The following is a 14,253-nucleotide window of genomic DNA, read 5'->3' on the forward strand; positions in this document are numbered from 1 at the left end:
TCGATCATTCGTCCCTCACTCGGAATCGTGCGATGCTGACCGACCCGACGAAGCTGACCAGTGACAGCGCGACGATCGCCGGCACCAGGGTGGTGTCGCGGCTGTAGACGGCCCATACGCCGAGACCGCACATCGAGACGGCGAGGATGGTGTCCATGGCGACGAGTCGATCGAGCGTGCTCGGTCCGTCGAGCAGTCGGTAGGCGGTCAGGATCGCGGCACCGATCAGGAGGGCACCTGCGATGGCCAGAACGATGGTCACGACCACTTCCCCTTCCTCTTGTCGTCGGTCTTCTTGTCGTCTCGAGGGGCGTCGCGATCCGCCGATTCCGGATCGTCGCCGAGTACACCGTGGTACCGCTCGTACTCCTGGTAGTGCAGTGGACTCGGTTTCCAGTCGGAGTCTCGCTCGAACGCCGCGATGAACAGTTTCTCGAGGTTCCGCACGTAGGCGTAGAAGCCGTCGACGGCCTTCTGGGTGCCCATGTCCAACACGTGCACGTAGAGCAGGCGTCTGGTTCGGTCGATCTCGAGCACCATGGTGCCGGGCACGAGGTTCATCGCGTCGACGAACAGGGTGAGCACCAGATCGGACTTGATCGCGATGCGGCAGCGCAGCACGCCGGTGACCGGCGGAGCCTTGGGCCGGACCGCCAGCCAGGCCACGCTGAGGCTCGATTCCATTGCGTAGTAGAGGAACACGACGGCCAGCTTGACGAGCGAGAACACGTGGATGCGGCCCTCGACCGGTACGCGAGGCAGCGGCAGCAGCACCATGATGAGCAGGCCCACTGCGATGCCGCCGAGGATGTTCGCCGCAGAGACGTTGCCCCACAACAGAACCCAGATGGCAGTCAACCACGCGAGAGTCCACAGGCGGAGCAGGAGGGAACGGTTCATCTTCATCGAGTGCCTTCCTGGTTCTCGCGTGCCTGTTCGGCGGCCTGATCGCCGACGAATTCCGCACCGCGCACCGCATCGATGTACATCGAGCGATCGCGAAGGTCTGCCGCAGCGCGGTCGCTGATGTCGATGATCGGGCCGGCGAAGACCGTCATGGCCAGGCCGACGGCAACCAGCCCGATGGTGGGGATCAACATGAAGGCAGGCATCCGGCCGACGTCCTCACGATCGCCGAACGCGATGTCCGAGGAATCGTCGAGCAGAGCGGAGGGGCTGTTGTCCGCAAGATCGCCCTCGGGAGCGTCGGCGCGGGCCCGCCAGAACGCCTTGGTCCACACGCGAGCCACCACGTACAGCGTCAGCAGGCTGGTGACGGTTCCGCCCGCGACGAGCAACCAGGCCAACACACTGCCCTGCTCGCTACCGGCCTGCAGTAGCGCCACCTTGCCGATGAAGCCCGAAAACGGCGGGATACCACCGAGATTGAGGGCGGGCACCAGGAACACGATCGCCAGCACCGGACTGGCCGCGGCCAGCCCACCGAGGCGCCGGAGCGACGAAGAACCGGCCTGCCGTTCGATGAGACCGACGACGAGGAACAGTGTCGTCTGCACCAGAATGTGGTGGGCGACGTAGTAGATCGAGCCCGACAATCCCGATTGTGTCGACAGCGCGACACCGAAGATCATGTAGCCGATGTGACTGACGAGCGTGAACGACAGCAGTCGCTTGATATCGCTCTGTGCGATGGAGCCGAGGATGCCCACGAGCATCGTCAGTAGACCGCAGACCATCAGTACGTTGTCGAGCGAGCCGTCGGGGAACAGCAGGGTGTGGGCGCGGATGATCGCGTACACACCGACTTTCGTCAGCAGGCCCGCGAACACGGCGGTGACCGGTGCCGGGGCGGTGGGGTAGGAGTCGGGAAGCCACGTCGAGAGCGGGAACACCGCGGCCTTGATGCCGAACGCGACCAACAGGACGGCGAAGATCGCGGTTCTGGTTCCGGGCGTGATGTCGTCCATCCGAACCGCGATGTGGGCCAGGTTCAGCGTCCCGGTTGCGCCGTACACGAGCGCTATGCCGAACAGGAAGATCAGCGAGGACACCATCGACACCATCACGTACGACACGCCCGCACGTACTCGGTCGGCGCTCGCACCGAGCGTCAACAACACGAACGATGCGGCGAGCAGAACCTCGAAGCCGACGAAGAGATTGAACAGATCGCCCGCGAGAAACGCGTTGCAGACACCCGCGGTCAGCGCGAGGTAGGTCGGCAAGAAGATCGAGACGGGCTGGTTCTCGTTGCCGTCGCGGATACCCTGGCCGATCGAGTACACCATGACCGCGAGCAACACGATGGACGAGACCAGGAGCATCATCGCCGAAAGCCGGTCCACGACAAGAGAGATGCCGAGTGGGGAATCCCAGCCACCGACCTGAAGTGCGCTGACGCCGTCGCGATCGGCGAGGTAGAGCATCATCGACGAGATCGCGACGACAGCGGTCAGCGCGACGAGGGTGATGAACCGCTGAGCGCGGGGGCGGCGCCCCAGTACCAGGGTCGATGCGGCCGCGAGCATCGGAATCAGCACCGGCAGCGGAGTCAGAACGTCGATCACTGCGGGGGAGATCGTCATGCGTGGTCTCCCTTCTCATCCGGTCGGCTGTCGTCCTTCTCGGCGGTGTCGAGTCCGTCCAACCCGCGCAGCTGCGGATTGTCGTCATCGTTGTCGAAGTCACCGTCGTGCAGGTCCTCGTAGCACTCGAGGTCTTCGAGGTTTCTGATCTGCTCGAGCGGAATGGGGTTGCCCTTCGAGTCGAACGCGTCGCCGCCGAAGCTCGGCTCGCCCGTCACCGGGTCGTCCGAGCGGTCGCGGTCGGGAGCCTCGGCCATCGAGCGACGGCGGGAGACCTTGGTGTCCTCGGGGTCGTTCTCGACGTCGTCCCTGGTGTTGAGAGTGAACGACCGGTACGCCAGGGCCAGCACGAACGCTGCGATTCCCATCGTGATGACGATCGCCGTGAGGATCACCGCCTGGGCCAGAGGGTCGGCCATCTGCTGGTTGACCGCATTGTCGCGGCCCACGATGGGCGGGGCACCCGCAGGGCCGCCGACCGTGAGCAACAGCAGGTTGATGCCGTTGCCGAACAGCAGCAGCCCCAGAAGCATCTTGGTGATACTGCGCTCGAGCAGCAGGTACACACCCGATGCCACGAGTACGCCGGTGATGATCAGCATTCCGAGATCTGCGGTCATGGGGCGCTCACCCGGCTCTGGCTCTGCATTTCCACCTGCGCGTCGAGACGGGCACCGAGGCTACGGAGCACGTCGAGTACCAACCCGACCACGATGAGATACACACCGAGGTCGAAGAACAATGCGGTGACCAACTTGATGTCGCCGAGGATCGGCAACGTCACCTCCAACGTTGCCGAGGACAACGCCGGGGCTCCGAGGAACATCGACGCCACGGCAGTTCCGGCCGCGAAGATCAACCCGAGACCGAGGATCTTTCCGGCGTCGATCGGCACTGTCTCGCCGAGCTCGTAGCGGCCGCCCGCCAGGTAGCGCAGCACCAGCGCCAGTCCGGCGGTGAGGCCACCGGCGAAACCGCCGCCGGGGGCGTTGTGACCGGAGAAGAAGAAGTAGATCGACAGCACCATGATCGTCGGGAAGATCAATCGCGTCGTGACCTCGAGAATCAATGAGCGATGCCGCGGATCGATCAGATCGCCGCCGAGCAGCCACGTCGTCTCTGCCGCGAAGTTCGCATCCGAGTTCGACGAGGAGGCGTTCGATGCGGGGGCGTCGGACACCCGCGGAGCGCTGCCGAACCGGCGGTTGCGGAAGACCAGGCTGGCCACGCCCGTCGCCGCGACGAGCAGGACGCAGATCTCGCCGAGGGTATCCCAGGCTCGGATGTCCACGAGGATCACGTTGATGACGTTCTTGCCGTCGCCGAGTTCGTATGCGGCGTCGGGCAGCAGCAAGGACACCGGGGCGGTGTTTCGGGCGTTCATCGCGAATGCGCCCAGCACACTGACGGTCGCTCCGACGGCGACGGCCAGCACGGCACGGGGTCCGCGCGAGCCCGCCGAGCCGCGGTCGTCGACCTCGGCCGGAAGCTTGCGCAGCACCAGCACGAACACCACGAGGGTGAGGGTCTCGACGAGGAACTGGGTCAGCGCGAGGTCCGGCGCGCCGTGGATGGCGAAGATGACGCCACAGCCGTAGCCGGTGAGTCCGACGAGGATGACGCTGGCCAGACGGTTGCGCATCACCGTGGCTCCGAGACCGCCCGCGATCATGATCACGCCGATGACCAGCTGCAACGGGGTGTTCCACAACGTGTAGTCGATGCCGGAATCCTGGCCGACGATCAACACGATCATCGGCAGCAGCACCAGCGTCAACAGGATGGTGCCCTGAGTGAGGGGGAGCGAACCACGCTGCGTCGTGCCGGTCAGGCGGATGGACAGTGTGTCCATGAACTTGAGCACGTTGTCGTAGATGCGGTCTGCGTTGCCGAGCGGGGGATGCTCGAACTTGAGCCGGTTGACCACGCGGTGGGCGATGAACAGCCCGACACCGCCGGTGACGACGACGACGGTCAGCGCGAGCGGAAGGTTGAAACCGTGCCACAGGGCCAGGTGGTAGGGCTCCTGACCGTAGGACGGGAGGGTGCGGGCGTAGGGGCTGACGATGCCGTCGACGACCGAGGATCCGAACCCGGCGATCACACCCAGAACGGCGAGGAATGCAGGCGCGGCCAGGAACATCGCGGACGGGGCATGCATCGCCCTGACCGATGGACTCGGACGCTTGAGCTGCTTGCGCGCGAACGCGCCCCACACGAATCGGATGCTGTAGGTGACCGTGAGAATCGAGCCGATCACCAGCCCTGCGACGACGACCGCCGCAACCGTGGGATCGAGCGTCGGAGTGCTGATCACGGCCGACAACGCCGTCTCCTTGCCGACGAACCCGAGCATCGGCGGTAGTCCGGCCATACTGGCCGCGGCCAGCGCCGCGATCGCGGCCAGCCACGGAGCCTTCTTGCCCAGGTGGGCGAGCTTGCGGATGTCTCGGGTGCCGGTGGTGTGATCGACGATGCCGACGACCATGAACAGCGCCGCTTTGAACATCGCATGCGCGATCACCATCGTCAGGCCGGCGAGCATCGCCTTCTCCGAGCCGATGCCGACCAGCACCATGAGGAAGCCGAGCTGGCTGACGGTGCCGAACGCGAGGATGAGTTTGAGGTCGAATGCGCGCAGCGCTCGCCAGCCGGCCAGGATCATCGACAGCAGTCCCAGGCTGATCACGGTGGCGCGCCATGGGCCGGAATCGGCGAACCCCGGTGCCAGGCGCGCCACCAGGTAGATGCCGGCCTTCACCATCGCTGCGGCATGAAGGTAGCCGCTGACCGGCGTCGGGGCAGCCATGGCTCCGGGGAGCCAGAAGTGCAGTGGCACGATGGCCGACTTGCTCAGTGCGCCGATGAGGACCAGCACGATCGCGACTCCGGGCAACCAGCCGCCGGGTGCGTTCGCGACCAGCTCGGAGAGGTTGTAGGTGCCGGATACCTGCCCGAGGATGATGATGCCGACCAGCATCGCCAGGCCGCCCGCGGTGGTGACGAGCAGTGCCTGGGTGGCCGCACGCCTGCTCGAGGCACGCTCGGCGTAGTGGCCGACGAGCAGGAACGACAGAACTGTCGTGATTTCCCAGAAGATGTACAGCACGAGCATGTTGTCGCTGGTGATGAGGCCGAACATCGCACCGGAGAACGCGACCATCTCGGCGGCGAACAGGCCCAGTCGAGCCTCGTCGTTTTCGAAGTAGCGCGCGCAGTACAGGAGGATCAGTGCGCCGATGCCGAGGACCAGCAAGGACATGATGGCCGCCAAGGAATCGAACCGCATGTCGATGTTCATCGACAGGCCGGGGACCCATTCGATCTTCAGTGTCTGGTCGGTTCCCCAGTTGCCGAACACCCAGACCAGACTGAGCAGGGGGACGAGTGCGAGGGGGAAAAAGGCATTGCGGCCCCACCACCGGACGAACAGCGGCGCGAGCAGCGCGGCGGCGGCGTGCGCAAGAAGAATGGCGAGCAAAAATCACTCCGTCGTCTCGGTCGCCTCGGCGGTGAAGCCGAGGCGGTGGTCGTAGGGCGGCGATGAGTAGGGTGTGCGAAGTCCGTGTGAAATTGGAATCAGAGCTTTGAGAATTAACGGAACGGTTGCCGAACGGCATCCGTGAGTTGTCGGTTTCCACATTACTTTGCGTGGTCGAGCGCGTGCCAAGCGGTACAGAACGGCAGGAGTGGCTCGAGCCGAGGGGAAGTGCCGTGAGCGTGTCGAGGCTCATTCGGACCGCCGGTCTGGCGTACGTCCGAGATCGTCGAATGATCCAGACGCGGTCGGTCGGCAAGTCTGCGTTCTACATGGCGGGCGGCAAGATCGACCCGGGCGAGACGGCCGAGCAGGCGCTGCACCGGGAGATCAGGGAAGAACTCGATGCGGCCGTGGCGAACGTCCGGCTCCTCGGAGTGTTCGAGTGCCAGGCATGGGGGCACCCGCCAGGTACCCCGCTCGAGATCACCTGCTTCATCGCCGATCTGGCGAACGAGCCGACGCCGACCAGTGAAATCGCAGAGATCAGGTACTTCACGCGCGACGAGTACGCCGCCATGCCCGACGTGGCTCCCGGCTCCCTGATGGTGTTCGACCGAATGCAAGCACTCGATTTGATCGACTGAAGCGGGTACGTTGGGGAACGAGAGAACGTACGTTCTCCACAGCCACCGCGAAGGAGCCTTCATGTCGACCCTGTCCCAGAAAGCCGCCACCCTGCTCGAGCTGCACCAGCCGGGTAACCCCGTTGTGTTGCCGACCGTGTGGGACGCCTGGTCCGCCAACCTGGCCGTGTCCGCAGGATTCACCGCCCTGACCGTCGGCAGCCACCCCGTCTCGGACTCCATCGGCAAGCCCGACAACGAGGGCATCACCTTCGACGAGCTCCTCGCCCGCATCACCCAGATCTCCGGAGCTGTCGACGTGCCGCTGTCGGTCGACATCGAAGCCGGCTACGGCGAAGATCCCAAGCGACTGATCGACGGCCTGATCTCCGCCGGAGCCGTCGGCCTCAACATCGAGGACACCGTGCACAGCGAGGGCGGCCGCCTCCGCGAAGCGCAGGAACACGCCGACTTCGTCGGAGCACTGCGTGCAGCATCCGACGCCACCGACGTCCACGTGGTCATCAACGCCCGCACCGACCTGTTCGTCAAGGCGATCGGTGACGAGAGCGACCGCGTCGAGCGCGCCATCGCACGCCTGAAGCTGGCCGCCGAGGCCGGAGCCGACTCGCTCTACCCCGTCGGCTTCCACAACGACGCCGACTACAAGCGCCTCGCCGAGGAACTCCCACTGCCCATCAACGCCATCGCCAACCCGGCCGAGGGCGACCTGTCGCACTTCGCATCCCTCGGAGTCGGACGCATCAGCTTCGGTCCGATCTTCCAGATGGAATTGGCCAAGCGGGCAGAGGAGATCCTCGGCCGCTGGAAGTGAGAGCGGCTTCGCCGCAGGTGAGCGGAAATTCGTAGCCTGCTACGAATTTCCGCTCACGACCCGTAGGCCTCCAGATGCGCCACCTGCTCGGGATCGAGTGACGGTTTCACCGTCGCCCGAGCAGCGGCGACATCGGCGGCGGTGACGTCGGCCGCATCCATCGACCGACGCATCGCCGTCAACGCGGCCTCGCGCAACAGAGCTGCGCAGTCGGCCGCGGAGTAACCGTCGAGGTCCCGGGCCAGCGACTCCAGGTCGACGTCCGAGGCGAGCGGAATGGACTTGCCCGACGCCTTCAGGATGGCCACGCGGGCATCGGAATCCGGCGGCGGCACGAAGACCAAGCGCTCGAGTCGGCCCGGCCGAAGCAGTGCGGGGTCGATCAGATCGGGCCGGTTGGTTGCGCCGAGTACGACGACATCGCGCAACGGTTCGACGCCGTCGAGTTCGGTCAGCAGCGCCGCGACGACCCGATCTCCGACGCCGGAATCCGAACTCTGCCCGCGCCGGGGCACAAGAGCGTCCACCTCGTCCAGGAAGATCAGCGAGGGAGCGGAATCGCGGGCGCGCTGAAAGAGTTCTCGGACAGCCTTTTCCGAGGATCCGACCCACTTGTCCATCAACTCCGCGCCCTTGACCGAGTGCACGCTGAGCTGCCCGGAGCTGGCGAGCGCCCGCACGAGGAACGTCTTGCCGCAGCCGGGCGGGCCGTAGAGCAGGACTCCCCGCGGCGGCTCGATTCCCAAGCGCGCGAACGAGTCCGGATGCCGCAGCGGCCACAGTACTGCCTCGGTGAGTGCCTGCTTGGTCTCGACCATGTCGCCGACGTCGTCGAGGGTGAGGCTGCCGATGGCCAGCTCCTCGCTGCCCGATCGTGACAGTGGGCGGATCACCTGGAGTGCGCCCACCAGATCGTCCTGCGTCAACGAGGCCGTGGCGGAATCGTTCGACGCACGAGCCGCCGCTCGCAGCGCCGCCTCCCGGGTCAGTGCAGCCAGATCGGCGACCACGAAACCCGGTGTCCGTGAGGCTATCTCGCTGAGATCCACATTCCCCTGCGGCACCTTTCGCAGTAGATGCTCGAGCAATCCCTTGCGGCCTGCCGCGTCGGGCAGGGTGAGGGTGAGCTCTCGATCGCACAGGTCCTGACCGCGCAGTCGTGGATCGGTGCCCTCCGGATGGGCCGTCGTCGCGATCAGAGCCAGACCGGGAGTGTCGACGGCCCGGCGCAGAACGTCGAGGACGAACGTGGACGCCGGTTCGGGATCGGAGGGCAGCAATGCGTCGACGTCGGTGATGAGCAGTACCCCGCTGCCTGCGAGTTCGTCCACTGCCGCGGTGACCTTCTCGACGCGAGCGGACGCCTCGAGGGCACCGATCGACGGTCCGTCCAGCACGACGCAGGCGCGATCGCCGACGACCGCTCGTGCCAACGTGGCCTTGCCCACCCCGCCGGGTCCGGTGATCAGCACCCCCAGGTGCGGTGACGCGCCGAGTGTCGCCAGCAGTTCGGACTCGTCCAGTGCCAGCCGCAGCCATTCGGTGAGTTTCGACTGCTGCACACCCACTCCCACCAGATCTGCCACGCTCACTCGCGGGGCTGCGGTCTTCGGCGCGGGAATCGACGCTGCCGGCGTCTGCGCCGAACCGACGGTTCCCGAGCCCCACCCGACCGCCGAATTGGGCTGCACACTCACCGGCCCACCCGACGGGTCGACGGCCGAGACCGTCAACAGCTCCGTGGTCCACGCAACTCCGAACGTCCTCGACAGCGCTTGCGTCGCCGACGAAGTGGAGGTGCCGGGACCGAGATCGCGGGGGAGGAGTGAGACCGTATCGCCCACCGTCAGCACCTTGCCGAGCAACGCTTGCCGCAGGGTGGCGTCGGAGATGGAACCGGTGGCGAGTGCAGAACCTGTCACCGTGACGGTCCTGGCTCCGTAGACGGTGGCGGGTCCGACTGCGACAGAGGCGTTTTCGCGCAGCCCGGTATTGGAGAGCGTGACGTCGTCCAGGAGCGCGGTGCCCTGCGGTGATCCATCGGGTGCCGCGGCAACGACGGCGGCCGTGCGGCGAGAACCGATGAGCGACACCGCGTCCCACTCCCGCAGGCCCAGGGCGGCGAGTACCTCCGGATGCAGGCGCACGACGCCGCGTCGGGCATCGGCGGCCGAGGTGTTGAGGCGGGCGGTGAGAACGAGCTCCGGCGTCGTCGAGCGAGATTCGGTCACCACAGCCACACTAATGGTTCGGCTGCGGGTGGATCAGCTACGAGGCCGACGCAGTCCCAGACGTGCCTGCGACCGGCGCGCGTTGCCCGGCGCTCGACGGATGGCCCGACGCTCGGCCCGACGTTCGGCCGGCTTGGCATCCCAGGTGTACGGGCGCGCGGCCGTCCAGCGCTGCGAGCGCACCGCGAACGGTATGTGCACCAGGTAGGCCAGCACCAACCCCATCAGCAGAATCAGCGGGAAGGTGATGAGCGCTGCGGCGAGCAGAGCGACCAGAACCAACAGCCCCGCGGCCAGCCGCGGAGGCACCGAGACGGTTTTGAGCGCCAACGTGGGGATGCGGCTGACGATCAGACCAGCGGTGATGATCGCCCAGCCGGCGACGACGTAGAACGACGCCCACCAACCGTCGCCGAACTGCTCGAAGCCCGCGATCGGAGCCATGGCGATGAGCGCTCCCGCGGGGGCGGGAACTCCGGTGAAGTACTCGCGGGCGTATGCGGGGGTGTCGTCCTCGTCGAGCAGGGTGTTGAAGCGCGCGAGCCGGAGCACGATGCTGACGGCGTAGACCAGCGCCACGATCCAGCCGCCGCTGCTGCCCTCGAGCAGTGTCACGTACAGCACCAGTGCCGGTGCCACACCGAACGAGATGGCGTCGGACAGCGAGTCCAGTTCGGCACCGATCTTGCTGGTGGCGTCGAGCAATCGAGCGATGCGACCGTCCAACGCGTCGAGGATCGCGGCGGCACCGATCATGGCGAGCGCGGTGCCGAGCTGGCCGTCGAGGGCGAACTTGACCGCGGACAGGCCGGAGCACAGCGCGAGAATCGTGACGACGGACGGAAGCAGACGAATGGCAGCAGGCGGCTTGGCGCGTCTGGTGATCATGTCGGTTTCTACTGCGGAAGCTCGGCGAGGACCGTCTCGGCACCGACCGCGCGTTGACCGCGTTCGACCAGCAGCGTCGTGCCCGCAGGGAAGTAGGTGTCGACGCGGGATCCGAATCGGATCAGCCCGTAGGTGTCGCCGATCGACAGTGTGTCGCCGACCTTCGCGTTGTTGATGATGCGTCGCGCGATGAGACCTGCAATCTGGACGACGGCGACGTTCTGGCCGGAGTCGGTCCTGATGTGCATGCTGTTGCGCTCGTTGACCTCACTGGCCTCGGCCAGGTCCGCGGACTTGAACTGGCCGCGGCGGTGTACGACCTCCATGACCCGACCGGCCACGGGAACACGCTGCACGTGTACGTCGAGGACGGAGAGGAAGATGCTCACGCGCGGGACCGGCTGCGAGCCGAGATCGAGCTCGGCAGGCGGGATCGCGGTGTCGACGAGCGTGACGAGGCCGTCGGCGGGAGCGACGACGACGCCGGGGCGATTCGGCGGCACTCGGGACGGGTGGCGGAAAAACGTGGCGCAGGCACCGGCGGCGACGAGACCGGCGTTTCGGACCCACTTGGAGCGGCGGCCGAGAACCGCGACGGCAAGCGGGCCACCGACGAACGGCAGGCCTGCGGGGTGAAGCGGTGGAACCGTTTCGCGAACCAAGTCGACGATGTGAGCCACTCCGGTGCGGGGCGGTTGACCAATCGGGGCGGGACGGCGTGCCACGGTCTCCTCTAACTTTTCGTCGGACAGGGGCTGGCAGTTCGTGGTGCTGGAGAAAGGTGCAGACGCACGACTGCCGAGGCCCTCACAGCGTACGTGAGGTGCCCCGGCAGTCAGGAAGTGCAAGTGCGATCAGACGCGGCTGCGACCCGTGACGAGCTTGACCAGGAACAGCAGGATGCAAGCGCCGAGCAGGCAGGTGATGAAGCTGAAGATGAGTCCGCCACCCTCGACGTCGAGGAAGGTGCTGAGCAGGAATCCGCCCAGAAGGCCACCGATGATGCCGACGACGATGTTCAGGATGATGCCCATCTGAGCATCCGTCTTCATGATCTTGCTACCGATCCAACCGGCCAGTCCGCCGATGATGATCCAGCCTACAAATCCGAGTCCCAACATAGGGTGCCCCCACTTTCCGTTCGTGTCTAGTGCTTGTCGAAACGACGGATGCCCGTGGGAAACGAACCTGAAACATTCCTGAGAAAAGTTAATTCTCGCTCGACTTCTCGCTCTCGGTCTTGATGCGACGCAGAGTCTTGTTCATGCCCTCGACGAGCTCGACGTCGAACTCGTCGATACCACCGAGGATGCGCTGCACCAGAAACGACGACACTGCCGATGTGCCCGTCGGCGCTTCCCGCTTTTCGACGACGGTCGTTCCGGTCGCGGTGGGAGTGAGGGTGTAGGACCAGATCGTCTTGTTCTCGGTGACGCGGAACGCGAGTTCACGATTGGGCTCGAAGGTGACGACCTTCGAGGTGGTCGGCCAGACGAGCATTCCCTTGCGGTTGACGTTGAGCGTTGTGGTGCCCTTGCCGACCGGTCCGCCGAAGACCTTCATCTTCTTGCACTGCGGGCTCCACTCGCCCATGCGCTGCAGGTCGGAGATGATCGACCACACGGTCTCGGGGCTCGCTGCGATGTCGATCGTGGCTTCGAGAGTCTTGCTCAACGGGGGCCTCCGGGTATGTGTGACTGGACGTTACGACAAATCGGTCACAGCATATGTGTGTGCGAGCTCATAGCGAAACAGGGGCGACGAAGGATGTAAGAGAAGTTTGACACCGGAGCCGAGTGGGGGTGGAATATGTCAAAGAACTTCTACACACCCGGGAGGTTGTCATGAGGGTCGCCCTGCCACGAGTTCCCGCCGCAGTTCTCGGAATTGCGCTCGCCGCCGTTGTCGGGGTCGTTGCCGCATCGGTGCGAGACGACGGCGGGTGGCAAGTAGCCCTGGTGTTCGCGGCGGCAACGGCCCCGGCTCTCGTCGGAGCGATGTGGACGTTGGTTCCGCAACGATCGCCGAAGATGCCGGAGAATCCGGAGGATTCCGTCGAGTTCCAGTGGTTGCAGCAGGCGTCGTCCGGTGCCTTCTTCGATCTGCTGATCGCACTCGGCGTCGCGACGGCGGCCTCGGCGATACTAGACACGGAGTTGGTTCCGGTCGTCGCGTTCCTGGCACTGGCCATGGCCGACGTTGCCGTGCGGTACCTGGTCCTCTCGCGCACGCAGCGGTGACGTCCAACGACGTGCACCGGCTGCGCACTGCTGCCGGTTTGTCTCAGCAGCAGTGCGCCGACGCGGTAGGGGTCAGTCGGCAGACGATCATCTCGATCGAGAAGGGTCACTTCGACCCGCGGCTCTCTCTCGCGTTCCGTCTGGCCCGGCTTTTCGAGGTCAGCGTCGACGAGCTGTTCGACCCGCGCTGATCGAGCAGCCGAACCGCGTTCTACATCCGAGCGCGGCGAGCCAGCACGAAGGCATAGAGGCCGTAGAGCGCGATGCCCACTCCCGCGAGGATCAGCAGTACCCGACCGTAGGGCTGCGAGCCGAGCGTCTTGAGGGCACCGTCGATGCCGGTGGCCTTCGACGGATCGGACTGCAGCACTGCCACCACGACGAGGAGTCCGGCTCCGACGAGGGCAGTGCCCTTGGCTGCGTATCCGGCGATGCCGAGCTTGACGACGGCTCCGCTCTGGTGGCCTTCGAGATCGTCGAGGAAGTTCTTCGACACGCCCTTGTAGACGTGGTACCCGCCCACTCCGATGACGACCAGCGCGACGGCTATGAGCACGAGCTTGCCGCCGCCGGATTCCATCAGCCGCGCAGACCAGCCGGCGTTCTGCTGCCCGGTGGACTTGCCCGAGCCGGTTGCGAAGCCGTAGGTCGAGAATGCGAACGCGAGGTAGACGACGGCCAGCGCCGCTGCCTTGAGGCGGTCCAGCACGCTTCCGGCGTCCGCGTCGGACTTCTTGCCGACGATCGCCTCGAGAATTCGCCACAGAGCCAAGGCCAGAAATGCGACCACCGCGACCCACAGGGCGACTCTGCCGCCGGGCTGGTCGCCCAGTTCGGCGAGCGCACCGGACTGATCCGCGTTTCCCGATTGGCCGAATGCCAACCGAACGGCGATGTAGCCGATGAGGATGTGCAGTACTCCGCTGACGAAGTGGCCGGCTCGCGCCGCTTTCTCGAAGGCACCGTTGTCCTGTACGGAATCGGCTACCGATTTACCCGACGTGTTCACTATCGTTCCCCGATCAGTTGACGTGGGCGTCTGTTTACCCGGTCCGAGTCGAGAGAAACGGTGTCGGGCGGCGAAACGCCGGACGAGATCCCGCGGCGGCGTTAACACCAGGCGGACACTGATCGATGTAGCAAGCGGAGTGTCGGGACCAACGAAGAAATTGTTCGGAGTGATCCACCGTGAAATTACAGTCGATAATGCGTCGTACCAGCAGCGATCTACCCCTGTTGAAGACCGCGAGGATGAGTGGCAGCCCCCGCACCTGGCCGGCCGAGAAGCTCGAACGACTACTCACCCCACAGGAACTCGATCTGATCAGGCGCGGCCGAATCTGACCCTGCGGTTTCCAGGCCTGCTTGCCTCCCATTCGGGGCGACGCGGTGGCATGCTCATGATGTCG

General features: G+C 65.6%; 15 protein-coding genes. 4 read left to right on the forward strand and 11 right to left on the reverse strand.

Features of this window, described 5'->3' with window-relative positions; translation table 11 throughout:
* Positions 1-4: 4 nt before the first annotated feature.
* From AABD04_RS04070 to AABD04_RS04090, 5 genes are read right to left on the reverse strand one after another with little or no spacing between them, the layout of a single operon-like run.
* A complete protein-coding gene (locus AABD04_RS04070) occupies positions 5-262 on the reverse strand; it encodes a monovalent cation/H+ antiporter complex subunit F (RefSeq protein WP_128646448.1) in 258 nt (85 codons plus the stop codon).
* Entirely contained in the window at positions 259-900 is a 642-nt protein-coding gene (locus AABD04_RS04075) for a Na+/H+ antiporter subunit E (RefSeq protein WP_423228209.1), read from the reverse strand. The genes AABD04_RS04070 and AABD04_RS04075 overlap by 4 nt, the downstream gene beginning before the upstream one ends.
* 2 nt (positions 901-902) lie before the next feature.
* The gene (locus AABD04_RS04080) at positions 903-2,546 is read right to left on the reverse strand and encodes a Na+/H+ antiporter subunit D (RefSeq protein ID WP_341440304.1); all 1,644 of its coding nucleotides are present in this window, start codon (positions 2,544-2,546) and stop codon (positions 903-905) included.
* Positions 2,543-3,166, reverse strand: coding sequence for a Na(+)/H(+) antiporter subunit C (locus tag AABD04_RS04085; protein WP_341440305.1), 624 nt, complete (start codon positions 3,164-3,166; stop codon positions 2,543-2,545). Before AABD04_RS04085 ends, AABD04_RS04080 begins: the two co-directional genes overlap by 4 nt.
* A complete protein-coding gene (locus tag AABD04_RS04090) occupies positions 3,163-6,027 on the reverse strand; it encodes a Na+/H+ antiporter subunit A (RefSeq protein WP_341440306.1) in 2,865 nt (954 codons plus the stop codon). The genes AABD04_RS04085 and AABD04_RS04090 overlap by 4 nt, the downstream gene beginning before the upstream one ends.
* A gap of 239 nt (positions 6,028-6,266) precedes the next feature.
* Between AABD04_RS04090 and AABD04_RS04095 the strand changes: the two genes are divergently transcribed.
* Positions 6,267-6,671, forward strand: a complete 405-nt coding sequence (locus AABD04_RS04095) for an NUDIX hydrolase (protein WP_423228210.1) — start codon at positions 6,267-6,269, stop codon at positions 6,669-6,671.
* Between the two features lie 61 nt (positions 6,672-6,732).
* The gene (locus tag AABD04_RS04100; protein ID WP_341440308.1) at positions 6,733-7,485 is read left to right on the forward strand and encodes an isocitrate lyase/PEP mutase family protein; all 753 of its coding nucleotides are present in this window, start codon (positions 6,733-6,735) and stop codon (positions 7,483-7,485) included.
* Between the two features lie 53 nt (positions 7,486-7,538).
* Here the strand turns inward: AABD04_RS04100 and AABD04_RS04105 are convergent, their stop codons facing one another.
* From AABD04_RS04105 to AABD04_RS04125, 5 genes are all read right to left on the reverse strand, one after another.
* Positions 7,539-9,716: an AAA family ATPase gene (locus tag AABD04_RS04105; RefSeq protein ID WP_341440309.1), complete on the reverse strand. Its 2,178-nt coding sequence runs from the start codon at positions 9,714-9,716 to the stop codon at positions 7,539-7,541.
* Between the two features lie 33 nt (positions 9,717-9,749).
* Positions 9,750-10,604, reverse strand: a complete 855-nt coding sequence (pssA, locus tag AABD04_RS04110) for a CDP-diacylglycerol--serine O-phosphatidyltransferase (RefSeq protein ID WP_149406575.1) — start codon at positions 10,602-10,604, stop codon at positions 9,750-9,752.
* Between the two features lie 8 nt (positions 10,605-10,612).
* Positions 10,613-11,329 (reverse strand): phosphatidylserine decarboxylase, encoded by a 717-nt coding sequence (locus tag AABD04_RS04115; protein WP_341440310.1) that lies wholly within the window; start codon positions 11,327-11,329, stop codon positions 10,613-10,615.
* A 129-nt stretch (positions 11,330-11,458) separates the two neighbouring features.
* On the reverse strand, positions 11,459-11,725 hold the full coding sequence (locus AABD04_RS04120) for a GlsB/YeaQ/YmgE family stress response membrane protein (protein WP_341440311.1): 267 nt from the start codon (positions 11,723-11,725) through the stop codon (positions 11,459-11,461).
* 88 nt (positions 11,726-11,813) lie between these two features.
* Positions 11,814-12,278 carry an SRPBCC family protein gene (locus tag AABD04_RS04125; RefSeq protein ID WP_341440312.1) on the reverse strand — a complete coding sequence of 155 codons (465 nt, stop codon included), beginning with the start codon at positions 12,276-12,278 and terminating at the stop codon, positions 11,814-11,816.
* A gap of 170 nt (positions 12,279-12,448) precedes the next feature.
* Here AABD04_RS04125 and AABD04_RS04130 point away from each other — a divergent pair, with 170 nt between their 5' ends.
* Both AABD04_RS04130 and AABD04_RS04135 read left to right on the forward strand, forming a co-directional pair.
* A complete protein-coding gene (locus AABD04_RS04130) occupies positions 12,449-12,844 on the forward strand; it encodes a hypothetical protein (RefSeq protein WP_341440313.1) in 396 nt (131 codons plus the stop codon).
* Positions 12,841-13,035 carry a helix-turn-helix transcriptional regulator gene (locus AABD04_RS04135; RefSeq protein WP_243594493.1) on the forward strand — a complete coding sequence of 65 codons (195 nt, stop codon included), beginning with the start codon at positions 12,841-12,843 and terminating at the stop codon, positions 13,033-13,035. The genes AABD04_RS04130 and AABD04_RS04135 overlap by 4 nt, the downstream gene beginning before the upstream one ends.
* A 20-nt stretch (positions 13,036-13,055) precedes the next feature.
* Here the strand turns inward: AABD04_RS04135 and AABD04_RS04140 are convergent, their stop codons facing one another.
* Positions 13,056-13,853: a DUF1206 domain-containing protein gene (locus AABD04_RS04140; protein ID WP_341440314.1), complete on the reverse strand. Its 798-nt coding sequence runs from the start codon at positions 13,851-13,853 to the stop codon at positions 13,056-13,058.
* Positions 13,854-14,253: the final 400 nt, after the last annotated feature.

The organism is Rhodococcoides navarretei (assembly GCF_038069675.1).
Classification (GTDB): domain Bacteria; phylum Actinomycetota; class Actinomycetes; order Mycobacteriales; family Mycobacteriaceae; genus Rhodococcoides; species Rhodococcoides navarretei.

What these genes read in the sequence shown, in the direction of transcription:
- AABD04_RS04075 (WP_423228209.1), bottom strand. Translation starts at nt 900, where the DNA reads ATGAACCGTTCCCTCCTGCTCCGCCTGTGGACTCTCGCGTGGTTGACT.
- AABD04_RS04120 (WP_341440311.1), bottom strand. Translation starts at nt 11,725, where the DNA reads ATGTTGGGACTCGGATTTGTAGGCTGGATCATCATCGGCGGACTGGCC.
- AABD04_RS04085 (WP_341440305.1), bottom strand. Translation starts at nt 3,166, where the DNA reads ATGACCGCAGATCTCGGAATGCTGATCATCACCGGCGTACTCGTGGCA.
- AABD04_RS04100 (WP_341440308.1), top strand. Translation starts at nt 6,733, where the DNA reads ATGTCGACCCTGTCCCAGAAAGCCGCCACCCTGCTCGAGCTGCACCAG.
- AABD04_RS04080 (WP_341440304.1), bottom strand. Translation starts at nt 2,546, where the DNA reads ATGACGATCTCCCCCGCAGTGATCGACGTTCTGACTCCGCTGCCGGTG.
- pssA (WP_149406575.1), bottom strand. Translation starts at nt 10,604, where the DNA reads ATGATCACCAGACGCGCCAAGCCGCCTGCTGCCATTCGTCTGCTTCCG.
- AABD04_RS04130 (WP_341440313.1), top strand. Translation starts at nt 12,449, where the DNA reads ATGAGGGTCGCCCTGCCACGAGTTCCCGCCGCAGTTCTCGGAATTGCG.